General features: G+C 52.3%; 16 protein-coding genes. 13 read left to right on the top strand and 3 right to left on the bottom strand.

Features of this window, described 5'->3' with window-relative positions:
- Window positions 1-125 precede the first annotated feature (125 nt).
- From AC2YIT_RS08865 to AC2YIT_RS08805, 13 genes are all read left to right on the top strand, one after another.
- Window positions 126-3,260 (top strand): SusC/RagA family TonB-linked outer membrane protein, encoded by a 3,135-nt coding sequence (locus AC2YIT_RS08865; protein WP_487278944.1) that lies wholly within the window; start codon window positions 126-128, stop codon window positions 3,258-3,260.
- Between the two features lie 11 nt (window positions 3,261-3,271).
- On the top strand, window positions 3,272-4,813 hold the full coding sequence (locus tag AC2YIT_RS08860) for a SusD/RagB family nutrient-binding outer membrane lipoprotein (protein ID WP_487278943.1): 1,542 nt from the start codon (window positions 3,272-3,274) through the stop codon (window positions 4,811-4,813).
- A 34-nt stretch (window positions 4,814-4,847) separates the two neighbouring features.
- Window positions 4,848-6,257: an enolase C-terminal domain-like protein gene (locus tag AC2YIT_RS08855; RefSeq protein WP_487278942.1), complete on the top strand. Its 1,410-nt coding sequence runs from the start codon at window positions 4,848-4,850 to the stop codon at window positions 6,255-6,257.
- Window positions 6,254-7,288: a LacI family DNA-binding transcriptional regulator gene (locus tag AC2YIT_RS08850; protein ID WP_487278941.1), complete on the top strand. Its 1,035-nt coding sequence runs from the start codon at window positions 6,254-6,256 to the stop codon at window positions 7,286-7,288. Before AC2YIT_RS08855 ends, AC2YIT_RS08850 begins: the two co-directional genes overlap by 4 nt.
- Window positions 7,289-7,866: 578 nt before the next feature.
- Window positions 7,867-9,108: a mandelate racemase/muconate lactonizing enzyme family protein gene (locus AC2YIT_RS08845; RefSeq protein ID WP_430848496.1), complete on the top strand. Its 1,242-nt coding sequence runs from the start codon at window positions 7,867-7,869 to the stop codon at window positions 9,106-9,108.
- A gap of 4 nt (window positions 9,109-9,112) precedes the next feature.
- Window positions 9,113-10,360: a galactonate dehydratase gene (gene dgoD / locus AC2YIT_RS08840; RefSeq protein ID WP_487278940.1), complete on the top strand. Its 1,248-nt coding sequence runs from the start codon at window positions 9,113-9,115 to the stop codon at window positions 10,358-10,360.
- Between the two features lie 150 nt (window positions 10,361-10,510).
- Window positions 10,511-13,501, top strand: a complete 2,991-nt coding sequence (locus AC2YIT_RS08835) for a SusC/RagA family TonB-linked outer membrane protein (RefSeq protein ID WP_487278939.1) — start codon at window positions 10,511-10,513, stop codon at window positions 13,499-13,501.
- 182 nt (window positions 13,502-13,683) lie between these two features.
- Window positions 13,684-15,168 carry a RagB/SusD family nutrient uptake outer membrane protein gene (locus AC2YIT_RS08830; RefSeq protein WP_430848490.1) on the top strand — a complete coding sequence of 495 codons (1,485 nt, stop codon included), beginning with the start codon at window positions 13,684-13,686 and terminating at the stop codon, window positions 15,166-15,168.
- Window positions 15,169-15,421: 253 nt separating this feature from the next.
- Window positions 15,422-17,626, top strand: a complete 2,205-nt coding sequence (locus tag AC2YIT_RS08825; protein ID WP_487278938.1) for an outer membrane protein assembly factor BamB family protein — start codon at window positions 15,422-15,424, stop codon at window positions 17,624-17,626.
- Window positions 17,627-17,760: 134 nt separating this feature from the next.
- Window positions 17,761-18,768 (top strand): 2-dehydro-3-deoxygalactonokinase, encoded by a 1,008-nt coding sequence (locus AC2YIT_RS08820; protein WP_487278937.1) that lies wholly within the window; start codon window positions 17,761-17,763, stop codon window positions 18,766-18,768.
- Window positions 18,765-19,400 (top strand): bifunctional 4-hydroxy-2-oxoglutarate aldolase/2-dehydro-3-deoxy-phosphogluconate aldolase, encoded by a 636-nt coding sequence (locus tag AC2YIT_RS08815; RefSeq protein ID WP_487278936.1) that lies wholly within the window; start codon window positions 18,765-18,767, stop codon window positions 19,398-19,400. Before AC2YIT_RS08820 ends, AC2YIT_RS08815 begins: the two co-directional genes overlap by 4 nt.
- Before the next feature lie 3 nt (window positions 19,401-19,403).
- Window positions 19,404-20,699, top strand: coding sequence for an MFS transporter (locus AC2YIT_RS08810; protein ID WP_487278935.1), 1,296 nt, complete (start codon window positions 19,404-19,406; stop codon window positions 20,697-20,699).
- Window positions 20,696-21,151, top strand: a complete 456-nt coding sequence (locus tag AC2YIT_RS08805) for a GNAT family N-acetyltransferase (RefSeq protein ID WP_487278934.1) — start codon at window positions 20,696-20,698, stop codon at window positions 21,149-21,151. The genes AC2YIT_RS08810 and AC2YIT_RS08805 overlap by 4 nt, the downstream gene beginning before the upstream one ends.
- Window positions 21,152-21,170: 19 nt before the next feature.
- Here AC2YIT_RS08805 and AC2YIT_RS08800 read toward each other — a convergent pair whose 3' ends face one another.
- From AC2YIT_RS08800 to AC2YIT_RS08790, 3 genes are all read right to left on the bottom strand, one after another.
- Entirely contained in the window at window positions 21,171-21,461 is a 291-nt protein-coding gene (locus AC2YIT_RS08800) for a helix-turn-helix domain-containing protein (RefSeq protein WP_487278933.1), read from the bottom strand.
- An 85-nt stretch (window positions 21,462-21,546) separates the two neighbouring features.
- Window positions 21,547-22,182: a hypothetical protein gene (locus tag AC2YIT_RS08795; RefSeq protein WP_487278932.1), complete on the bottom strand. Its 636-nt coding sequence runs from the start codon at window positions 22,180-22,182 to the stop codon at window positions 21,547-21,549.
- Window positions 22,183-22,612: 430 nt separating this feature from the next.
- A complete protein-coding gene (locus AC2YIT_RS08790) occupies window positions 22,613-24,454 on the bottom strand; it encodes an LTA synthase family protein (RefSeq protein WP_487278931.1) in 1,842 nt (613 codons plus the stop codon).
- Window positions 24,455-24,472 lie beyond the last annotated feature (18 nt).

The following is a 24,472-nucleotide window of genomic DNA, read 5'->3' as shown; positions in this document are numbered from 1 at the left end:
GACGGCCGTACCCATTATTTTTTTGCTTATTCTATTCCTGGCCCTTGTGTCCGTAAGCAATTACGGTTTTCGCGTACGTTTTGCATAATTCCTATTCACCCTGAATTTTGACCCAATTAGATGTGATGAAGAAATGTTTTACGATGATCGTGCTGCTTGTGACACTGTACAGCGGCCCGGTTTTTGCCCAGGCAGGCCGAGTAACCGGCACCGTCACCGGCGAGAATAAGGAACCCTTGCCCGGTGTGAATATCCTGATCGGCGGTACGTCGCAGGGCACCGTGACCGATGCCGACGGAAAATATGCCCTGGATGCCCCAGCTAATGCGACACTCGTCTTTTCCTTTATAGGTTATGTAAGCCAAACGATTGCGGTAGGCGCGCGGTCGGCGATTGATGTGCAGCTAATGCAGGAATCGAAGAATCTGACGGAGGTGGTAGTAACGGCACTTGGTATTAAACGTGAGGCCAAAACGCTCGGTTATGCCACCGCTACGGTGAATGCGGACCAGATTTCTACTAATCGTACGCCTAACGTCATGAGCTCGTTACAGGGCAAAATGGCGGGTGTGAATATTACATCGTTATCGACTGGCCCCGGAGGAACGGCCAAGATCCGTATCCGCGGGCAATCGTCGTTCAGCGGGCAGAATAACCCGCTCATTGTCGTGAACGGCGTGCCGATCGATAACTCCAACTTCGCCGGCGGCGGGGATTACGGGCCGCGTGCGGCGAACAGTTCCGATGGAGGTGACGGTCTTTCCAGCATCAATCCGGACGACATCGAGTCGATGACCGTGCTGAAAGGTGCTACCGCCGCGGCGCTGTACGGCTCGCGGGCGAAGGACGGCGTGGTGATGATCACGACTAAAAACCGGGGCACGGGAAAAGGCATTGGCCTCGATTATAATATCAATTTTACAACCGATACGCCGCTGGATTTTACTGATTTTCAATACGAATACGGTCAGGGAGAAGGCGGCAAACGTCCTACGACCGAGAATCCGACCTCGGGCGTGTGGAGCTTCGGCGAGAAGTTCCAGCCAGGCATGACCCAAATCTTGTTCGACAACGAAACCTGGCCCTACGAGCCTGTACGTGGTAGTGTGAAGAAATTTTACCGCACGGGGACGAACATGACCAACACGATAACTGTTTCGAACAACGGCCCGAATGGCGGTTTCAGTTTGTCGCTGGCCAACAGCGATAACCGGGGCATTGTCGAGAATAACAAGTTCAATCGGAAGGTGGTAAACCTGGGTTTTACACAGAACATTTCCAAACGCCTTACCGCTTTCGGGAATATCAATTATTCCAAAGAGAAGAACACCAACCCGCCGCAGATCGACACTCAGGATTTCGCGACATCGACGGTCATTTTCACGTTGGCTAATTCCATGCCTTTCGAAGCATTGAAGCAAAATCAGACCAAACCGAACGGCGATGAATTCGTGTTTTCACGTTTCCTGGTGCGTAATAATCCCTATTATTCGCTCAGCCACCATTTCGAGAACATTGCCCGCGACCGACTGTTTGGTAATGTGGCTTTGAAATACCAGTTTACCGACTGGCTTTACCTGCAACTCCGCGGCGCTCAGGACTTTTACGTTCGCAACCAGGACTACAACATTCCCAACGGCTATGCACCGATCGCCAAAGCGCCGGTGGGTTATGTAAATGGCTCATTTACACAGGATGTGCGCCGCAATACCGAGCGCAACTTCGACTTTATTCTCGGTGGCAATCATAACTTCGGCAACATTGGCCTGGATGTGACATTGGGCGGTAACCAGCGCTACGCCCGGATGGATTACAACAGCGTTACGGTGCAGGATTTTGTTCAGCCCGGCTTGTACACGGTCATGAATGGGCGGGTTAAAAACCCGCTTTACCAGCTTTCCGAGAAGAAAATCAACTCGCTGTACGGCGCTGCCACCATTTCATGGAAGGAATTCATCTACTTGAATGTAACGGCCCGAAACGACTGGTTTTCAACGCTCGCGCCGCAGAACCGGAGTATCCTTTATCCGTCGGTAACGGGTAGCTTCATCTTCTCGCAGGCCTTCCCGAACCTGCCGGCCTGGATTTCGTTCGGCAAGCTGCGTGCGGCTTACGCGCAGGTGGGTTCCGACAATGTGAACCCGTATTCCAATGCATTGTATTATGCAGTAGATAACAACTCTTTCCCGAATCCGTCGGGCCAGGCCGTGCCGGTGGGCGGTGTCAACGCGTCTGTCGTTCCGAATAAAAACCTGCGCCCGCTCCGCATTAAGGAAGCCGAGGTGGGGCTGGAAATGAAGTTGTTCAACAACCTGCTCGGCTTTGATTTAACGTACTACCATAAAACCACAGACGATCAGATTCTTGCGGCGCAGATTTCGGACGCTTCTTCCTACACCGCGCAGCTGATCAATGTCGGCCGGAGCATGAACAAGGGTATCGAGCTGTTGCTGATGGGCTCCCCGGTGAAAACCAGGGACTTTACCTGGGACGTGAGCTTCAATGTGTCCTACAATACTTCCAAAGTACTGAAACTGGGCCTGGCAGAGAAAGACACCGTGATTACCGTCGGCGGTGGAGGTGGCCGGACCCTCAATATGGTGGTGGGCAAGCCGCTCGGCCAGCTCTACACATTCACATACCTGCGCGATGCGCAAGGCAGGCAGGTGTTCGACAAGAACAGCGGTATGCCTTTGAGAAACAATACATTGATGAATGTCGGAAATGCATTGCCCAGGTATTTTGGTGGTATTACCAATACATTTAATTACAAGGGTATTATGCTTTCGGCGCTTGTTGACTTTAAACTGGGCCATAAAATGATAGCGGGCCGGAACATCAATTACATGCGTCACGGGCTGTCGAAACGCACATTACCAGGTCGAGCCGAAGGCTATGTGATCGGGAACGGGGTGAACCCGGACGGCGAAGTGAACCAAACGAAAGCAGCCGTGCAGCCGTTCTACGAGTCCATTAACCCACTGGGGATCAACGAGGACTTTGTTCAGAATGCGGGTTTCTGGAAATTGCGCCAGCTGACATTGGGATATGACCTGGGCAAACTACTGCCTGAAAAAGCATTTGTGAAGGGCCTGCGCCTGAGTGCTGTTGCGAACAACGTGCTCGTGATCAAGAAATGGACGGAGAACATGGACCCTGAGGAAGTGCTGAACTCGTCGGATAATGCAACCGGCCTCGATTTCTGGCCCGGTTTGCCGCCCACGCGCAGCATCGGTTTCAATCTCAATGTAAAATTCTAACCGCCGAACCTATGAAAGCTACATTCAAATATATGCTGGCGCTCGCCTTGTCGCTGACGTTCATAACCGGTTGTGACCAAGGATTTGACGAGATCAACACCAACAAGGTCGACCCGACATCCCTGGCGCCTTCCCTGATCCTGAACAAGGCGATCATCGCCACGACTTACCTCGACGGCGTGTCGACGCTGGGTATGCTATGTTACAATTTTGGCATTGTGCAGCAGGTAATTACACCCTATGGAAGCTCGCTTTCCGGAGGAAATTACAACCAGCTGAACAACTCCAACTCGCCGCTGGTTTGGGTTAATTTTTACCGGAATGTGATCAAGCAGCTCGTAGCGGTTACCGAGGAAACCAAGGATGATCCGTTGAGCGCCGATGTCTACAACGCCGCACGGATCTGGAAAGCCTACGCATTCATGATCCTGACCGATACCTACGGCGATATTCCTTATTTCGGCGCAGGAAAAGGCTATATCAGCGAAGAAATCCGCCCGAAATATGATCCGCAGGAAGCCATTTACAAAGACATTCTGAAAGAGCTCGAAGAAGCGTCGGGCGCACTCGGTGCGTCGAAAGACCCCGTTACGACCGATATTCTTTATGGCGGCGATATCGCGCGCTGGAAAAAGCTGGGCTATTCGCTCATGCTGCGTGCCGGAATGCGGCTGACGAAAGTGGATCCGTCTACCGCCAAATCTTACGTGACAAAAGCCGTAGCCGGCGGTGTTTTTGAAAGCAATGCGGATAATTCGGTGATCCGGCACACTTCGCTTTACAATAATTTCATAGCCAATCACCTGGCGGCACGCGAAAAGACCAACTTCTATCTCGCTGCGCCATTTGTGAATTACCTCAAAGAAAACAACGACCCCCGCTTGCCTGTGTTCGCGGTCCGGTATGTGGGCGCGAAGGGTGGACCGGAACAGTCGTCCGATCGTGCCTCATCCGATCCGAAAGTGCAGATCGGGATGCCGATGGGTTATAACGACGTGACGATCAACAGCGTATTGGCCGAAAATGGCGTGGTAAGTTTATGGGATTTTACGCAGATTAACCTCACGACCGTTTTGAAGCTCGACGCGCCGGAATTTCACATTACCTACGCGCAGGTGCAGCTCCTGCTCGCGGAGGCGGCCGTGCGCGGGTGGGTGACGGGCAAGGCCGCGGATTATTATGCCAAAGGTATACGCGCCAACCTCGAACAAATGGCCCTATATGACTCCAAGGCGGCGATTAAGGAGGACGCAATTTTGACCTACCTGAAAGCGCACCCGCTCGATGAAGCCAGGGCTTTGGAGCAGATCAACACGCAATACTGGGTGGCGACATTTCTCGATGGCAACGAATCGTGGGCGAATTTCCGCCGTAGTGGCTTCCCTGCATTGAAAAAGAACCCTTATCCGGGTTCGGAGATCAAAGAAGATTTCATCCGCCGTATGCCGTACCCCGATAGCGAGATCGTCGTGAACTTACAGAACGTGAACGATGCCAACGCACGCCAGGGACCTAATGATTTGAATACCAGGATATGGTGGGATAAAAAGTAATAGCAGCAATTCTTAAACCTTTAACCTGAAATAGATGAAAGAGCACGGAATGAGTCGTCGGGACACGATGAAAGCATTGGGACTGAGCGGATCTGCGGGGATACTGGGCCTGTTTGGAAACATTTCTAACGCCCGAGCCGACCGTCGGATCGCCGAGCGTCGGATCGCCGAGCGTCGGACCGCCGACCGTCGGACCGTCGAAGCCGAAACACCACAGTATGCCAAAGGAATGAAACCGCTCACGATCAAAAGCGTTCGCGCCATTGCCACGGCACCGCAGGGTTCCAACCTCATTGTGGTAAAAGTCGAAACCTCCGAGCCGGGATTGTATGGGCTCGGTTGCGCCACCTTTACGCAGCGCGCTGAGGTAGTGCTGGTGGCGATCAACACTTATCTCAATGAGTTTTGCGTCGGAAGGGATGTGGACAATATCGAAGACATGTGGCACGCCGCGTATGTGAGCTCGTACTGGCGGAATGGGCCGGTGCTGAACAATGCATTGAGCGGCCTGGACCAGGCACTTTGGGATATCAAAGGCAAGCGCGCCGGAATGCCGTTGTACCAGTTGCTGGGTGGAAAAGTCCGTTTCGCCGTGCCGTGCTACACGCATGCGAACGGGCGTACACCCGAGGAAACAGTGGAGAGCGTGAAGAAGATCCAGGAGCAGGGCTATCGCTATATCCGCATTCAGCAGGGCGGGTATGGCGCAGTGGGCAGCACTACCAGGAAGCCGGATTTCAAAGAAGCGGGCTTCGGCGGGGCTGCGGACAACTATATGGACGAAAATGCCTACCTGAAAGCCATTCCCGTACTCTTCGAAACTGTGCGCAAGCAATGCGGCGAAGAGGTCGAATTGTTGCACGACATCCATGAGCGTGTGCAGCCAATGAATGCGATCAATATGATTAAAAAGCTCGAAGAGTTCCGGCCATTCTTCATTGAGGACCCATTTTCTCCCGAAAACATGAAATGGTTCAAGCTGCTGCGCCAGAGCACTACGGTCCCATTGGCGATGGGTGAGCTTTTTAATAATATCAATGAATTCCTCGAACCGATGGCTAACCAGTGGTTTGACTATATCCGCATTCACGTGTCGCAGATCGGCGGGGTAACGCCGGCCATGAAAGTGGCGCGGCTCGGAGAATGGTTTAATGTCAAGACAGCCTGGCATGGCCCAGGTGACGTGTCACCGGTAGGACATTCAGCCCATGCGCATATCGACCTGGCAGTCTGGAACTTCGGTATTCAGGAGGCGGTGCAGTTCAATGATAAAACGCTGGAAGTATTCTCCGGTTGCCCGACGATGAAGAACGGCTATATGTCGGTGAATGAGGTGCCGGGCATCGGCGTGGACATCGATGAAAAGGCCGCGGCCAAATTTCCAATCAGCACAAAATCGAACTGGCAAGTAAGAAAATTCGACGGTACGCTTATACGTCCATGAAAAAAGCATCGCTCAAAGATATTGCACAGCAAGCGGGCGTCTCCACAGCCCTGGTTTCCTATGTCCTCAATGGCAAGGAGAAAGAGACTCGGGTAGGAGAGGTTATTGCGCAGAAAATCAAGCAGATAGCAAAGGAGTTGAACTATCAACCCAACCACCTGGCCAAAAGCCTCCGGAGTGGCAAGACGTACACCATCGGGCTTATCATCGCCGACATTTCCAACCCTTTCTTTGCCAACATTGCGCGTGTGGTGGAGGATGAAGCTAAAAAGAACGGCTACACCGTCATCATCGGTAGCTGCGACGAGCACGCCGAGAAATCATGGGATTTGCTCAATGTGTTGATCAACCGACAGGTCGACGGCTTCATCATCGTGTCGTGTGAAGGCTCCGAAAGCCAGGTGCATTATCTCAAAGAGCGGAATATTCCATTCGTGTTGCTGGACCGCCATTTTCCCGAAATACAGACCGATTTCGTAGCGACCAACAACTATAAGGCCTCCTACGACGCCGGCGTTCACCTCATTCAAAGCGGCTATTCGAAGATCGGCATCATGGCTTACAAATCGAATATGTACCATATGGAGGAGCGTGTCCGCGGCTACAAGCATGCATTGCGCGATAACGATATCGAATTCCACGATTCGTGGCTGAAAGAAGTGCATTTCGAATCCATGGACAGCGAAGTGCGCACCGCCATCGATGAAATCCTGGCCTCCGGGCACCGGGTGGATGCGATGATTTTTGCGACTTATGGTTTGGCTATCAATGCATTGAAATACATTAATGAATTGCGCCTCAAAGTGCCGTCCGACCTGGCGATCGTCAGCTTCGGACAGGCGGAAGTTTTCGACCTGTACTATTGCCCGATCACCTACGTGCAGCAGCCTTTGGAATTGCTCGGCAAAACAGCCGTTGAGTATTTGTTGATGAAACTGAAAAACCCGGAGGAGGATGTGAAGCAGATATTGATGGGAGCCAAACTGATCGCCCGGGAGTCGTCGAAAGCTAAAACGGCGGCGGTTGGATAGGGGAGTCAGGTTTGGTCGTGTGTAGTCAGGTTTGGTCAAGAATGGTCATGGATAGTAGTAATGTGTGTTGGGGAAGTTGGGGTTTTTGGGGCTTGCAGAGAGGGTATCGAAAATCGGTGACTTGACCGGATGTTTGGACGATGGGCGCAGGAGACTCCTTCGGAGTCGTGGAAATGTGGACCTTGCTTGATTTGCTATAAACAGGGAGCCCCTCCCGGGGCAAGGTGGTAACCATAGTCCGACGCGGTAGCTGCTCCGGCGGACTATGGCAATGAATATCGAACAACGCGGCTCCGACGGAGCCTCCTGTTTATAGCAATCGCAATGAATATCGAATAATGCGGCTCCGGCGGAGCCTCCTCTTTTCTGGCAAAGATAAGAACATCGAATACCACGGCTCTTCTAACCCCGGTTCATTGCAGCGGAATGGAAAAACATGAAAACAACGAATTCAATCAACATACAACTCCTGACTACAAATGACATACCTGACTATTCCTGACCACAAATAACAATTCCTGACTATTTCCTGACCACACTTGACCACATCTGACAATTCCTGACCAAACGAAATACTAATGAGAAGACGAAATTTCATAAAAACAGCCTTCCTCGGCACCGCGGCCGTCGCCACCGGCTTTCCTTTGGTGAAGGCCGAAGCGGCGTCCAAAATGAAGATTACCAAAATCCGCTATTACGCAGCGCCGGGATACAACAAGCCGCTTTTCAACCAGGCCAGGGGTATTGTCGAAATCGAAACCGACGGCGGGATTATCGGCATCGGTGAGGGCGGCTCGAAGGATATGATCGAACAATGCGCGCAGATGATGATTGGGGAGGACCCGTTCCGCATCGAGCACATCTGGCAGAACGTGTACCGGGGGATGTTCTATCCGCCGGGGCGCGAGAAGCTGCACGCATTGGGGGCATTGGAAATGGCGCTTTGGGACATTAAAGGCAAGGCGCTGAATGTACCTGTGTACGAATTGCTCGGCGGAGCCACACGGGATTATGTGGAGTGCTATGCCACCGGTTTCCGTGCGTCAAAGGCCAAAACCGAAGAGGAACGGGCCAGGGACTGCATCGAGGCAGGCTTGCGGGCCTATCGCATCGGCCCGACGGGCGGTAATGGCGACCAGCCTTTCGATTTTTATGAAAATGTGAAAAAGACGATCGATTTCTGTAAAAGGATCGACGAAGCTGTGGGCGGCGGGGGGAAATGGGCTATCGACCTGCATACCCGCTTCGATATGACCGACGGCTTGAAGATCTGCACGGCGCTTGAATCGCTCGAACCCTATTTCGTAGAGGACATTATTCGATCGGAGAATCCATCAGTATACAAAACCGTGCGGTCCATGACCAAGGTGCCTATTGCCGTGGGGGAGCAGTTCGGCGACCGCTGGGATTGCAATGAGTTTATCGAAAACCGCTGGATCGATTATACCCGGTTTACATTGCCGAACACGGGCGGTATCAGTGAATTCAAAAAACTGGCCTCGATGTGCGAAACGCATTATGTAGGTATGATACCGCATTTCACAGGCCCATTGGCGACGGCTACGCTGGTGCATGTGCTCGGGTCTAGCAGCCCGGCGCGCGCGCTGATGGAGTTGGGCGGAGGCGAACCGGAGCGGCCGCCTTATTTCAATGAAGATTTTATCAATTTCAAAAATGGTAAGCTGTATCTCAATGACGCGCCCGGACTGGGAGTAAAATTTGATCCGAAAAAGGCGACTTTCATCATGGAGGTCAAAGAGAAAACCAAATTCCCGCACCCGATCCTGAAAAGTCCGGACGGGTCTATCCATAACTGGTAATCCTATGAAATCCAACCCAAAATCTACCACTTTATCGCGCCGGGCGGCTATACAATCCGTGCTGGGCGTTGCCGCGACGGGTACAATGCTGCTGCCCAAAACTTCGTATGCAGCCAGACCGGCGCCTTTTCAGGCGTATGGCAAAGTTAAGATCACCAAGCTGGAAACATTTTTGGTAAAGCCGCGCTGGATTTTCCTTAAAATCCACACCGATGCCGGTGTTGTAGGACTCGGTGAGCCATTGCTGGAAGGCCGCGCACTGACGATCCAAACTGCGATCAAGGAAGTGGAACCATACCTCGTCGGCAAAGACCCGCGTGCGGTGGTGCACCACTGGCAGGCTATTTACCGCCATGCATTCTATCGGGGCGGGCCGATTCTGACGAGCGCATTGAGCGGCATCGACCAGGCATTGTGGGATATCAAAGGCAAGCTCCTGGGCGTACCCGTGCATGAGCTCCTGGGCGGGCCCACCCGCGACCGTGTACGCATATATGGACGCGCATCCAACGCGGAGGACATGAAGAAGCGGAAAGCAGAAGGGTACACAATTATTAAAACCGGCGTCGCCAAGAAGAACCCGGCGAACATCGTCGAGAATCCGGCATTCATCAAATATGCTTCGGACAATTTTGCCTCATTGCGCGAGGCCGGCGGGCCAGAAATGGATATAGCCATCGACTTTCACGGCGCGGTACCGCAGCAGACTTCAAAGGTTTTGATTAAGGAATTAGAGCAATATCAGCCGTTTTTCGTAGAAGAGCCCTGCCAGGCTCAGAATGTCGATACGCTGGTGGATATTGCCCGGGGAACACATATTCCCATCGCGACGGGCGAGCGGATCTTCACCAAATGGGGCTTCCGCGAAATCCTGGAAAAAGGCGCAGCTAGCATTATCCAGCCCGATTTGTGCCACGCAGGCGGTATTACCGAGGGTAGGCTCATCGCCGGAATGGCCGAGGCCTATTACATTCCCATTGCCCCGCATAATCCGATGGGCCCGATTTCGCTCGCTACCGGCCTCCAACTTGCAGCCAGCGTTCCCAATTTCCTCGTGCAGGAGCAGGTCACGCTCGGCGAAGGCTACCTCAAAGAACCCTTTAAATTACAAAAGGACGGAACCGTGATGGTGCCTACCAAGCCCGGTCTGGGGGTAGAGCTCGACGAAGACGCTTTGAAAGACAAAATCGGCCACGATTGGAAGAACCCGGAAAGCTATAATGCGCTGGATGGTTCGGTGGTGGATTGGTAATATAGCCGTAACAATTGCCTGACTGACATTTGACATTCTGAAAGCTACCCGCTTCCGATTGAAAATCGGTAAGCGCAGAGTTACTCGTTCAAATGTTTATTAAAATAATATTATTTAACTTTTATATATAAATATATTTACCTAAAATCCATGAAAAAACTACTGAGTTTATGCTTGGTTCTCCTGGGCCTGGGCGGCGGAGGTTTGCTTGCCCAGAATGCCAGAGTGACCGGAAAAGTGACGGACCAGGACAATGCAGCGCTGCCCGGCGTGAGCATCCTGATCAGTGGTACCTCGCAAGGTACCGTGACCGACGGAGAGGGGAATTACGTGATCCAGGCGCCCGGGAACGGCACGCTGGTGTTTTCGTTTATCGGCTACGAAAGTCAGACGGTGGAGATCGGTAACCGTTCGGTAATCGACATTAAACTCGTACAGGGCTCCCGCAGTCTGGACGAACTGGTGGTGGTGGGCTACGGTACCCAGAAGAAAACCGATGTTACCGGCGCGCTTTCGGTGGTATCGACACGGGAATTTTCGCAGCAACCCATTACCCGCCTCGACCAGGTATTGCAAGGGCGCGCAGCTGGCGTGCAGGTGACACAGTCCAACGGCGCGCCCGGCGGTGATTCGAAAGTCCGCGTTCGGGGCGCCAACTCCGTACTTGGTAATAATGACCCGCTTTACGTGATCGATGGTTTTGTAGGGGCTAATTATAATTTGTTGAATCCCAATGATATCGAGTCGCTGCAGGTGCTGAAAGACGCGGCTTCAACGTCCATTTACGGAAGCCGGGGTGCCAACGGGGTAATTATTATCACGACCAAAAAGGGCAGTAAGGGCATCAAAGTGAGCTATGAAGGGCAGGGAAGCGTGTCGAATGTGATCAAGAAGTTCGATATTCTGCCTGCGGGCGAGTTTGCCGAGATCGTGAATGCACGTGCGGCTGCCACAGGCTCCAATGCGCCATTTACACAAGAGCAGATCGATGGCTTCAAGAAGAACGGCGGTACTGACTGGCAGGATCTCGTCTACCGCAGGGGAAGCGGCCAGCAGCACCAGGTGACGGTTTCGGGAGGGAGTGAGAAGACTTCTTTCCTGATCTCTGGCAACTATGTGAACCAGAAAGGGATCGTGAACAACAGCGGTTTCAAACGGTATGTTTTACGAACCAATCTCAGTACTCAAATCAATAAAAACCTCGCATTGCGGCTTAATTTGTCGGGTGCTAAAACCGCCAACCACAACACCGACGGCGGCGGTGCGCTGATAGAAGCATTGCAATGGGCGCCTACCACGCCGGCTTATGGCTCCGACGGTCAACCGACCTTTGCGGACCCTACCGGTTCCGTTTCCAGAAGCCCGCTGGATCATTTGTACGACAAATCCATCGACACGGAGCGTATGAATATCAACGCTATCGGCGGACTGACTTACCAACTGCCGATTAATGGCCTTTCGCTGGATCTGCAATATGCGATCAACTACCTCGATGCGCAGAACAAGAACTTCAACGGCAAGCGCCTTTCGAACAATAACCCGAATGCAACCCGCTACTCGTCAGACCAGGTTACTTTGCAGAATACCAATGCATTGAATTACACCCGTACATTCGGAAATCACTCGATTAATGCCGTGGCGGTATTGGAGACGCAACAGTTTACCGACAAGAACTTTACGGCAACGGCCAACGGCCTGCGTTTCCCGCAATTGGGCTATGATAACATCGGCGGCAACTCGGCTGCTACCGTTAGCTCGGGTTTCTCGAAATGGACGCTGCTTTCGTTGCTCGGGCGCGTGAATTATGCATTCAAAGACAAATACCTCGTAACCGCTGCTATCCGTCGTGATGGTTCCTCGAAATTCAGCAAGGATAACCGGAACTCTGTTTTCCCGTCGGTAGCATTAGGCTGGCGGCTTTCGGAAGAAGAGTTTATCAAAAATCTGAATGTATTTACCAACCTGAAACTCCGTGGAAGCTGGGGTAAAACCGGCAGCCAGGCTATTAACCCGTACGCGACATTGTCGCCCTACAACTCTACGCAGGTCGGTTTCAACAATACCGGCGTGACGGCCGGGGTGATCCAGGGGAACCAGGGCAACAGGAATTTGAAATGGGAGACAACCACGCAGACCGACGTCGGTATTGAAATGGAGATCCTGAATGGGCGGCTACATTTCGAGGCGGATTATTTTAACAAGAGCACGACCGATTTGCTGCTGAACGTGCAGCTACCCAACTATGCTGGCGGTGGAACACAGCCGCGCAACGTGGGCGAGATCAGAAACCGTGGGTTCGAGTTTGCGATTGGCGGCACACCTATCGAAAAAGGGAAATTCAGCTGGGAAACGAACCTGAATTTCTCAACCTTGAAAAACGAAGTGGTAAGCCTCGGCGGGTTGCCGCGGCTTGGAACGGGAACCGGTGCGGGCGGCGGGATGTCGATTACCAACGAGTTTATGCTTATGCCGGGCCAACCGCTGGGCTCTTACTGGGGCCTCAGATACCTTGGTACTTTCAAACCCAATGAAGCCGATATCGCTGCCAAGCAAGGCCGCGTACCAGGAGACCCTCATTATGAGGACGTGAACGGCGATAATGCCATCACTACCGATGATTTTCAGATAGTCGGGCATGCGTTCCCGAAACTGACCGGCGGTTGGAATAACACCTTTACCTATGGCGGGCTTACGCTGAATGTATTCTTCCAGGGCGCGTTCGGGGTGGACAAGCTGAATTATACCCGCGCGGGAGCGATGTCGGGTTCTGGTGAAGCGCGCCAATTCCTGCTCACGGAAATCCGCGACTACTATCGCGAAGGCAATACGGATTCGGATATTCCGGCATTTACCAAAACTTATCAGCCATTTACACAATCAAGCCGGTTTGTAGAAAATGGAAGTTTCGTAAGGTTGAAAAACGTGAGCCTGGCTTACAATGTGCCGTCGTCGGTTTTCAGGGACAAGGCCAACATCCGCATTTTCGCGAGCGCTACCAACCTGTTTACGATCACCAAATATACCGGCCCCGATCCCGAAACCAGCAACGTGGGATCCAGTACCGACACCGCCATCGGCATCGACCGCGGTTCGTATCCGAATGCCAAGGTGTATACGGTTGGGTTGACGCTCGGGTTTTAGGGCTTTAGGCCTTGGGCTGTAGGCAGTAAGCTATATGCTGTAAGCAAGCTATAAGCTATAAGCCTTAGGCAACAAGCTCTGATTCTCTGCATGTGGTTTAAATAGAAATTCAAACACCTGCTGTCGCGAAACGCACAGCTTACAGCTTAAAGCATATAGCTTAAAGCATAAAATTTTTACCAATGAAAAAACTAACCATACTTCTTTTAAGCGGCCTGCTTCTGACGGGAGCCGGTTGCAGCGATTATCTGGATGAAGATACGACCGGACTGTTGTACGGACCTAATGTGCTTTCGACGCAGGATGGTCTCGAATCTGCATTGACCGGAGCGTACAAGGGCCTTGCCAACCAGTGGACTTACGGCTTTTTACACCCGTCGGCTAATGCAGCCGTGCTCGGGGCGGATGATGTTACGACGCACCCGGCCAGTAACAAGGCCGACTGGCGGGAGTTCGACCAGTTCAATGTGTCGACTACCAATCAGCGCTCGAATGCCGTTTATAATGGCTGTTACAAGGCCATTCAGGGAGCGAACAATGTGATTAACAACTATCAGAAAACAGTGGGTACCAAGGCGACGATTGATATTATCGTAGGAGAGGCGCATTTTATCCGCGCGTTTTCGTATTACTGGCTGACCCGCTTCTGGGGTAATATTCCGTTGATCATGGCTGGTGAGTATTCCGATGATTTGCTGACCGTTAAAAAATCGACGCCGCAGGAAGTCTATGACCTGATCGTAGCAGACTTGAAAGTGGCGGAAACCAATTTGCCGAATGCGAAACGCGATCCGGGGCGGCCCAACAAGGGCTCAGCCAAAGCGTTCCTCGCGGACGTATACCTGACCATGGCGGGCTGGCCTTTGAAACAAACCGATAAATATGACCTGGCAGCAGCCAAGGCCAAAGAGGTGATCGATAATGCGGCCACCTACGGCTTCGAGTTGCTGCCGACTTTCGCGGCGGTTTTTGAGAATGATCCTGCGTCGTCCGGAACGAAGGAGGCCGTATTTCAGATCAGCGGCTACCTTGGCGGAAGCGGCACGGCGAATGCCACCTATGGTAATACGACCATGCCTGGTGAGGAAGGCGGCTGGGACGATATGTTTGCAGAGCTGAATTTCTTCCGTGATTTTCCGGCGGGGCCACGTAAGGATGCTACTTTCCGTACGGAATTTGGGCTCGGTGCTACGAAAATCCCCTGGCAGAATAGTTTGACCAAACATCCCTATTATCAGAAATGGTATATCAAAGGCAATATCGTCACGTCGAGCATATCCCTGCCGTCGGTGATGATGCGTTATCCCCACGTGCTGACGATTTACGCCGAAGCCAAGGCGCGCGGAACCGGCGGCCCTGACCAGGCGGCCTACGACGCATTGAACAAGGTACGTTTGCGCGGACGTGCAGCTGGAACCAAACCATTGTCGCCCGGTGATGGCCTGACGGCAGCACAGTTCGCCGACGAGGTCGTGCAGGAACGCGCGTGGGAGTTCGCATGCGAGCGCACGCGCTGGTTTGATCTCGTGCGCCTCGAAAAGGTGGAGGAAGCCAACGCCAGGAAAAGCGCCGACGATTTGCAGCCTATTAAACCGATTGTGAAGGCGAATTATTGGTTCCCGTTACCTTATACGGACACGTCCATTAATCCGAATTTGAATCAGTAAGTGGGTAAAGTGCTGTTATTGTTGTTGCATCCCTACGGGATTTTGAGGTGATGTTGAATCGGTTTTGCGACCCATATTACGTGCCTGGCGGCACTGTTCGGTAAAATTCCAAGTCGCGTTAGCGACGTAATATGGGTAGCATAAAACGCGATTTCGATCAACCAGACAATCTCGTAGGCATGCAACGACAATAGTCAGAGCACAACCATAACATCCGGGCCGTTTTTAAAATACAAATTCCTAAATAAACCCTATGACGATCCGCTTTCCGATCACATGTTCAATACTTCTTGCAGCAACATTCTGCGCATTGGCACCAGCCATCCCTGACGATCCCAGAAACGCCGACTGGCCGGTGTATGGCGGCAATAATGCCGGTAACCGTTATTCTGCATTGACCCAGATCAACAAGGATAATGTAAAGAACCTAAAACCGGCCTGGACATACGACACCGGAGAAAACAAGCCCGGTGAGCGGGGTATGGATATCCAATGCCAGCCTATCGTGATCGATGGCGTAATGTATGGTACCACGCCGCGGTTGAAAATATTTGCCGTCGACGCGGCCACGGGGAAGGAGCTTTGGAAGTTCGATCCTTTTGAAGGAAAGCGGCCGCGGTTCCATCCGATGCGCGGCGTGGTTTATTGGTCTGAGGGAAGCGATAAACGCATTTTATTCACTGCAGGGGCCTCATTGTTTGCCTTGAATGCCGAAACGGGGAAACTGGTTGAGAGCTTTGGCAAAAACGGTGAGGTAGATTTTCATGACGGGCTGGGCGATGCCGCTACTTATGGGTACGATCCCTATCAGTTCAATATCCGGAACACTACTCCCGGGGTGATCTTTAAGAATCTGCTCATTACCGGTTCGTCGGTTTCGGAAGGTGGCGACGCATTACCGGGGCATATCCGCGCATTCGATGTCCGGACGGGTAAAGTGGCGTGGGTATTCCGCACAATTCCGCTGCCGGGAGAATATGGCTACGAAACCTGGTCGAAAGACTCTTACAAGAAACTGGGCGGCGCCAATTGCTGGGCAGGCATGGTGATCGATGACAAGCAGGGAATGGTATTTCTCGGAACGGGCTCACCGTCGGTGGACTTTTACGGGGGGGCCAGGAAGGGCAGCAATCTTTTTGCCAACTGCGTGATTGCCCTCAATGCAGCCACCGGCAAGCGCGTGTGGCATTTCCAAACCGTTCATCACGACCTTTGGGACAGGGATATTCCGTGCCCGCCCAATCTGATCAGGGTCAGAAGGAATGGTAAAATGGTCGATGCTGTGGCGCAGGCGACCAAGGATGGTTACGTTTTCCTGTTCGATCGCGATACGGGTAAGCCGCTTTTCCCCGTGAAGGAGGTGGCAGTACCGAACGCGAAGCCGCTGCCAGGCGAGGAGCCCTGGCCGACGCAGCCAGCGCCGGTCAAACCAGCACCATTTGCCAACCAGACATTGACCGAAGCCGACATCACCATACGCACGCCCGAGGCGCATGCGTATGTGCTCGACCGCTTCCGCACCAGCAACAGAGGCCCCAAAAACCAGCCTCCCGATCTGTCGGGCGGGCTGCTGTACGGCATCGGGGGTGGCGCGGAGTGGGGTGGTACGGCGGCTGATCCGGAAGGGGTCATGTATGTTAATGGGAATAATATGCTTTGGTGGCTCAAAATGCGGGATGCGCGGGATGCACAGAGCGGTCAGAAAAGTCAGGGATGGTCAAGAGGTCAGGTATTGTTCAATACAAATTGTGCGGTTTGCCATGCTACTGATTCCCAAACAGCGACAGCTTCCGCAACTACCCAGGCTTACCCTGTTTTAAAGGACATTGGCCAACGCATGAACCGCGAGCAGATTGCTACGTTGCTCGAAACCGGGCGCGGGAGAATGCCGTCTTTCCAGCATATTTCGAAGGAGGACCGCGCATCGATTTTGGATTTCCTTTTAAAAACAGAATCCAAACCCTCTACGAACGACATTCATGCCCAAATAGCGACCGCCGGGCCGAAAAGCAATGCCCATTTCCCGTACCAGCCGCCTTATGTCAACAATGGCAACGTCCAGTTCCGGGATCAGGAAAACTACCCGGCCATTAAGCCGCCCTGGGGCACGTTGAACGCTATCAATATGAACACGGGTGAATACCTCTGGAAAGTGACGCTCGGCGAATACCCTGAGCTGACGAAACAGGGCATTCTCCCAACCGGCACCGAAAACCACGGTGGCCCGCTGGTGACCGCCGGAGGCCTGCTCTTCATAGCAGCCACCTACGACGAGAAACTAAGGGCATTCGATACCAAAACGGGCAAGGTTGTCTGGGAATATCAGCTCCCGGCCGGCGGTTTTGCCACGCCCGTTACCTATATGGTGGATGGAAAGCAATATATTGCAATCGCAGCGGGAGGCACCAGATACGGTCTGAAACCCGGAGGGAATTACATCGCATTTGCATTGCCCTAATAATCTTTTCCTTGTTCCGTCGACTGAAGTCGACGGCCAGAGAAGTCGAGGACCAAAGAAGTCGACGGCCAAGTGCCGAAGGCACGTACATTTCATAACCCGGGGTTTCAATCCCGGTACCTAACAAAGAAACCATGAGTAAACACCTGCTAAGTTGTGACTGGGGAACGTCCTCGTTTCGGTTGAGGCTGGTCAATGTGACGGATCACGATGTGGTAGGCGAGGTGACGTCCGCGAATGGGATTGGTGCGGTTTACAATGCCTGGCAGGAAGCAAATGCGGATGGCTCGGTTGCGCGCGCAGACTATTACCTTTCGATCATCGCAACGCAGATCACCGCATTGCACAAGCAGACGGGTATAGACCTGGCGGGAGTGCCGATCGTGGTGTCGGGCATGGCCTCGTCGTCGATCGGAATGGAGGAATTGCCGTATGCGCGGCTGCCGTTTGCATTGGATGGGGCTCATTTGGGAATGAGGCACTACGAAGGTTATGCGGGTTTTCCGCACGAAGTCACATTGATCTCAGGCGTGCGCAGCGATCACGACGTAATGCGCGGCGAAGAAACGCAGCTGATAGGCCTGGGGGCGGCGATGGATCTTTCCGGCCGGGATGCGATATTCATTTTCCCAGGCACGCATTCCAAGCATATGTTCGTGCGAGATGGCCGGTTAATTGATTTCAAGACTTTTATGACCGGTGAAGTGTTCAATCTGATGGCCAATCAAAGCATTCTGAAAGACTCCATCGATCAATACTTCCAATCCGATTTCAACGAAGGAGCCGCTGCTGCATTCCGGTCTGGCATACGCGAATCGGGATCGGGAAATATTTTAAATGCATTATTTACAGTAAGAACCAACCAACTTTTTGATTTATTAAATAAGCGGGAAAACGGCATGTTTCTGAGCGGGCTGTTGATCGGCTATGAAATCCGCGACCTGACGAAGGAGACAAGTGCGCACCTGGTGCTTTGCGGTGGAAACAACCTGTACCAGTTGTACAAGGCTGCCATTGAAACATTGGGGCTGGCCGGCAGGGCGACCGTCATCCCGTCGGAGATCGTAGACCGTGCCGCTACCACCGGACATATCCGGATTTTTGAGAACCAACATTTAACATTGAATAAAACAAATTTATGAGTGAGCGTACATTTTCGTGGGAGTTGTTCAATAAAGCACCGCTGGTCGGTATTATCCGTAACGTGTCGCCGGAGGACGTCAAGCGTATCTTGCCCATTTACCGGGAAGCGGGCCTTACCACCGTCGAAATTACGATGAATACACCTGGTGCGACGGATATGATCCGCTATGCACTGGAAAACGAGCATTACGGTCTGAACATCGGTGCCGGAACGGTGTGTACCAAAGACGACCTGAACGCGGCGCTGGATGCGGGCGCGCAGTTTATCGTGACGCCGGTTTTAAGTAAAAAGGTGATCAAATCCTCTGTCAGAAAGGGCGTTCCGGTGTTCCCGGGGGCTTATACCCCCACTGAAATCTTCCAGGCGTGGTCGTGGGGTGCGTCGATGGTGAAAATCTATCCCGCTACGGCATTGGGCCCCGGCTACATTAAGGACGTCAAAGCTCCCATGAACCAGCTGAAACTCCTGCCTACCGGCGGCGTGAGCCTTGAAAACATGGAAGCCTTCCTGAAAGCAGGTGCCAACGGGCTGGGCATTGGCGGACAGCTCTTTGATAAAAAATTGATCCAGGACAAAAACTGGGACGGACTGAAAGCACATTTCGTTCAATTCGTACAAAAACTCGCTTAACAAATGGGTAAAATCAGGAATTACCGCTGGATCATCGTGGTCCTGCTCTTTCTCGCCACGACCATTAATTACCTCGACAGGCAGATCATCGGTTTGCTGAAACCCATTCTGGAAAAGGAGTTCGTTTGGACGGAAACCGATTTCGCGCGTATTGTGATGGCCTTCACTGCCGCCTACGCGGTCGGTCTGCTCGTTTTCGGCTGGCTGATCGACAGAATCGGCACCAAAGCGGGGTATTCGTTTACCATCATTTTCTGGAGTGTCGCGGGGATGCTCCATGCGGTCGCGCGCCGCGCGTTCGGGTTCGGGGTAGCGCGTGTGGGACTGGGGTTAGGAGAGGCTGGTAATTATCCTGCGGCAGTCAAGACAGTGGCCGAATGGTTCCCGAAAAAGGAACGGGCTTTGGCAACCGGCCTTTTCAATGCCGGTACCAGCGTCGGCGTCGTGGTTGCCTTGATACTTGTTCCGTGGATTCTCAGCCATTATGGCTGGCAGGAAGTGTTCTGGATCACGGGCGCGCTGGGTTTTGTATGGCTGGTATTCTGGCTGATTTTTTATGATATACCCGTCAAACAGAAGCGATTAAGTGCCGATGAGCTGCATTACATCCTGAGCGGACAGGAGCAGGACGAAAACGAAGCCGAGAAGCAGCCTGTTAAATGGATTAAACTATTCACCTTCCCGCAAACCTGGGCCTACATTACCGGAAAAGGGCTCATCGACCCGATTTACTGGTTTTTCCTGTTCTGGCTGCCTTCCTATTTTGCTTCCACATTTAACCTGGATCTCAAAAAACCGAGTTTCGAACTCATGCTGATCTACACCGCAACGACCGTCGGGAGCATTGGCGGAGGTTATTTGTCGTCCTGGCTTATCAAACGGGGCTGGCCGACGCTCAAAGCGCGCAAGACGGTTTTGCTGGGGCTGGCATTTTGCGAATTGTCGGTGATACTGATTCAGTTTTCCAGCGGCGTCTGGATGGCCGTCGGACTCATTAGTTTGGCAGTGGCATTACACCAGGCCTGGGCGACGAATGTTTTCACGCTACCGTCCGATCTTTTTCCAAAACAAGCTGTTAGCTCGGTCGTAGGCATTGGTGGTATGGCCGGAGCTGTGGGCGGCATCCTTTTCCCGATCCTGATCGGCAGCCTGCTCGACAGCTACAAAGCGGCGGGCAACATCCAGGCGGGTTATAACATCATTTTTACAATTTGCGGTTTTACTTATCTTGTAGCGTGGCTGATTATCCATTGGCTCACCAAAACGCCCAAAGTAGTAGAACTTGAAGAATTGCAATGATTAATTTAAGAAGAACCGACTCCGACGATCCGGATTTCATCGCATTGGTAAAACTGCTCGACGCCGAACTCGCTGAACGGGACGGCGCTGACCATGGTTTTTACGCCCAGTTCAATAAAATTGATAAGATCCGTCATGCTGTGGTTTGCTACGAAAACAGCCATCCTATTGGATGTGGCGCCATGAAGGCATTCAGCGACGAGGCGATGGAAGTGAAACGCATGTACGTTTCACCCGATGGCCGTAATAAAGGCATTGCCACCCGAGTGCTCACCGAACTGGAAACCTGGGCGAATGAGCTAGGTTATGCCCGATGCGTCCTCGAAACGGGCAAACGCCAACCCGAAGCCATTGCGCTTTATGAGAAGAACGGCTACCAGCGTACGGAGAATTACGGGCAGTATGTGGGAGTGGAGAATAGTGTTTGCTTTGGGAAGGTATTAGGGAATTAGTGTGTAACCACCAATGGAACTAAGTGAGCTCTATTTGCAGCTTGACGTTGGCCTGCAAAGCACCAAAGACGCGAAGTAGCGTGTCGAGGGTTATATTCCCTGCATTATTTTCAAGCCTCGAAATCTGAGATTTTTGAACACCTATTAACTCACCCAATGCTTCTTGGGTGATTCTTCTTTTTTTGCGTGCCTGCTTTATGGCCGCCCCTACTAACTCCGTTTGCAGATCGTATTCATAACGGTCACGGTCCGGAGTGCCAATTTTACCGATGATCTCATCTTCCAGTTCATCAAGGGAATACGTCTTCATGAATTTGAATTTTTATCTTTAAAGTAGCTATTTCTAAGGTTCTGAGCCCTCATTATTTCAGTATCGGGTACTTTACTTTGCTTTTTTAGAAAGCCATGCGTTGCAATGACCAGGGTGTGCGATTTATCTGTTTTGTCCCAAAAAAGCCAATAATCACCGGATACAAATCCGCAACCGTTTGCCCCTTTTTCCGCGCTTTGTAGGTTTTGATCAAAAACTGATCGAATTCTTTGAAGCGTCGGAAGCCGCGGTTATTTACCATCATATCCTCAATGCCTGCAATGAGTTTGTCTTGCTCGGCCGGAGGGGCGTAGTCCACGTAACGGAGGTTTACGAGCGCCCAGTTCATGTGTTCATCAAAAGAGGCTTGTGGGGTGTTGTAGCTTCGGGCCGGTTTGGATGGGTCGTTCCAGATGGCGAGATCGGAGAATGCTTTTTGAATGCGTGCCCGATAGGCCGGTTTTTCGCCTTCGGGGCCGATGAAGGCGTGGTTCAGTTCGGTGAAAACGATGTTGCCGTCCTTCACATATATCGCCTCGGGCGACCATCCGGCAGTATTTTCCGGCGTATGGAATGGAAAATTCACGTGAGCCTGTGCCTCACGGAAGCCATTGAATTCAAAGAAACTTGCAGATTGGTTATTGCCTACCAGTGGCGACAGGATGATTTTGAAGGCATCATAACGGGTCGAAGGAAAGTTTCTGCCAAGCCAGCGCTGCATTTCAGGCACTCCGATTGAATCGCGGTAAGCCGTGATAAGCTGATTGTAGAATGGTTGATGGGCCTTGTAAAATTCCTGAAACCGGCTCGACTTGGCGAACTAGTAATGGAATCGCGGTCGGTGATAAAGCTGACTTTTTTACTTTCGCCTTCAATGTATGTTTCGTACACGTCCGGCCGGACCGAGGGGTCAATACCCCAGCCGCCTTTTCGAAACCCGGTACCGTCGCGTACGTCCATGCTGGTACTGCCCGTGTGTACAACAGGCACGTGCTGAGCCTGCGCATTGGTGTGCGCGTATAGACATAGGAGTGTCGATAAGGAGCATTTCGCAACGAGATGGGCAGAGGTTTTCAAAGCAAGGCATTTATGTTGATGAAAATATCAATATAAACGCCTATGTAACCTTGAAATACTTTTAATATACCAAACTATTTTTTCATCAGGCCATTCCTGAACTGAAAACTAGCACTCTGGTACCAAGCAATGGCTTCGTCGAGTAAATGCGCGTTTTGAGAGGCCGGCGTGGTAGAGCCATCTGTAAAGTTTGGCGTGAAGGTAGCGGCAATTCGTTGCGGTTTCAGCACGATCAGCGAGTCGTGCTTGATGTATCCGAGGCTTTGGTAGGTGCTCACAAATGCCCGCTCGCGGCCGGGTTCGAGTTTGAAAATATCATATCCGAAAAATTTGCTGCGATAGGAGAAATTGAGCAGGCCCAGTACGGTCGGCCCGATATCGATCTGGCTCATAAGCCTCGGCATCACGCCCGGTTGAATGAATCCCGGAGCGTATATCATCAAGGGTATTTTGTATTTGTTCACCGGTAGGTCGGTCTTGCCAGCGCTGGACGCGCAATGGTCGGCCACGATGATGAACAGCGTGTTTTTGAACCACGGCTGGCTTCGGGCATTGCGGATGAACTGGCCGATCGCGAAGTCGGTATATTTCACGGCGCCTTCGCGGCTGGTGTGCGAGGGGATATCGATCCGACCTTCGGGATAGGTGTAGGGACGGTGATTGGACGTGGTCATGATGTGGGCGAAAACGGGTTTGCCGGTCTTCGACGCGGAGCCGATTTCGCGGATGGCCAGCTCAAAAAGGTTTTCGTCGGCAACACCCCAGATGTTTTCATAGTCGATCTCTTTTTTGGAAAGCGCGGTCCGGTCGACGACTCCGTAGCTGTTATGGCCGAAGAAGTAGCCCATGTTATCGAAATAGCCATAACCGCCGTAAATGAAGCGGGTCTGATAACCTTTATTTTGGAGTACGCTGCCCATGGAGAAGAGGCCTTCGTTGTGCGGCCGGCGTACGATGGACTGGCCGGGAGTAGGCGGTGTGCATATCGACAGCGCTTCCAGACCGCGGACCGTGCGCGTGCCGGTTGCGTAAAGGTTGGTGAATAACAGGCTTTGGCGGGCCAGGGAATCGAGCGCGGGCGTGATGCCCTGCGTATTTCCAAAACTTCCGAGGAAGTCGGCGCTGAGGCTTTCGACGCTGATCAGGATGATGTTTTTGTGCAGCTCTGTGCCGGTATTGACAATATCCCTTTCAATGGAAAACTGTTTATGATCGGTAAACCGGCTTTCCGGTGTTTTCACCAGCGATCGTATGGTCGACGATGCCTGCTGCTCATCGAGTTTGATATAAAACTGGTTGTAATCCAGCTCATTGTTGAGGTAGGCAGCGAAGAGCTCGTACATGCCGTTCCCGGCCAGCTCGTTGACGAAGACATTGCGGCTAAACTGCCGGACTTTATTATCGACCGTCAGGAAAACCGTAGTGACGATAACAGTGTATACGCCCATCACCAACGACCGCTTTCCAAAACGCATTTGTGCAAAAGTAAACCGGCGGGATAGCCGCGACACCAGTACAGTGAGTAAAACCGCGAGAACGAGCAATACGCCTATGATGGTCTCTACCGGGTATGACTGGCGGATATTGCCCACCACTTCCTGCGTGTAAACCAGGTAATCAACTGCGATAAAATTGAACCGGGAACCGAATTCATCCCAGAATACCCACTCTGAGACCGCATTCAGCAAAAGCAGGAAAACCAGGATAAACAGCAAAATACCGGCCGCTATTCTGAACCCGATTTTGCCCGCATGTTGGGCAGGAGTTATCCAGCCGAGCAGCATGACCGGAATAAGGAAATACAGGGAATTGAGAATATCATAAAACAGTCCAATGCCGAAAATGCCGAGTACGTTCGTAATGCTGTAATCGACGCCGCTGCCGGCTTTCAGCAGGAGTGTGATCCGCGTCAGCATCGAGATGCCGATCAACAG

Source organism: Dyadobacter sp. SRI_021, from assembly GCF_057586235.1.
Note: the sequence above shows the minus strand (reverse complement) of the source record. Positions and strands in the feature narration are given on the sequence as shown.

Coding starts and splice junctions, on each gene's coding strand:
- AC2YIT_RS08865 (WP_487278944.1), top strand. CDS start 126: ATGAAGAAATGTTTTACGATGATCGTGCTGCTTGTGACACTGTACAGC.
- AC2YIT_RS08860 (WP_487278943.1), top strand. CDS start 3,272: ATGAAAGCTACATTCAAATATATGCTGGCGCTCGCCTTGTCGCTGACG.
- AC2YIT_RS08855 (WP_487278942.1), top strand. CDS start 4,848: ATGAAAGAGCACGGAATGAGTCGTCGGGACACGATGAAAGCATTGGGA.
- AC2YIT_RS08850 (WP_487278941.1), top strand. CDS start 6,254: ATGAAAAAAGCATCGCTCAAAGATATTGCACAGCAAGCGGGCGTCTCC.
- AC2YIT_RS08845 (WP_430848496.1), top strand. CDS start 7,867: ATGAGAAGACGAAATTTCATAAAAACAGCCTTCCTCGGCACCGCGGCC.
- dgoD (WP_487278940.1), top strand. CDS start 9,113: ATGAAATCCAACCCAAAATCTACCACTTTATCGCGCCGGGCGGCTATA.
- AC2YIT_RS08835 (WP_487278939.1), top strand. CDS start 10,511: ATGAAAAAACTACTGAGTTTATGCTTGGTTCTCCTGGGCCTGGGCGGC.
- AC2YIT_RS08830 (WP_430848490.1), top strand. CDS start 13,684: ATGAAAAAACTAACCATACTTCTTTTAAGCGGCCTGCTTCTGACGGGA.
- AC2YIT_RS08825 (WP_487278938.1), top strand. CDS start 15,422: ATGACGATCCGCTTTCCGATCACATGTTCAATACTTCTTGCAGCAACA.
- AC2YIT_RS08820 (WP_487278937.1), top strand. CDS start 17,761: ATGAGTAAACACCTGCTAAGTTGTGACTGGGGAACGTCCTCGTTTCGG.
- AC2YIT_RS08815 (WP_487278936.1), top strand. CDS start 18,765: ATGAGTGAGCGTACATTTTCGTGGGAGTTGTTCAATAAAGCACCGCTG.
- AC2YIT_RS08810 (WP_487278935.1), top strand. CDS start 19,404: ATGGGTAAAATCAGGAATTACCGCTGGATCATCGTGGTCCTGCTCTTT.
- AC2YIT_RS08805 (WP_487278934.1), top strand. CDS start 20,696: ATGATTAATTTAAGAAGAACCGACTCCGACGATCCGGATTTCATCGCA.
- AC2YIT_RS08800 (WP_487278933.1), bottom strand. CDS start 21,461: ATGAAGACGTATTCCCTTGATGAACTGGAAGATGAGATCATCGGTAAA.
- AC2YIT_RS08795 (WP_487278932.1), bottom strand. CDS start 22,182: ATGCAGCGCTGGCTTGGCAGAAACTTTCCTTCGACCCGTTATGATGCC.
- AC2YIT_RS08790 (WP_487278931.1), bottom strand. CDS start 24,454: ATGCTGACGCGGATCACACTCCTGCTGAAAGCCGGCAGCGGCGTCGAT.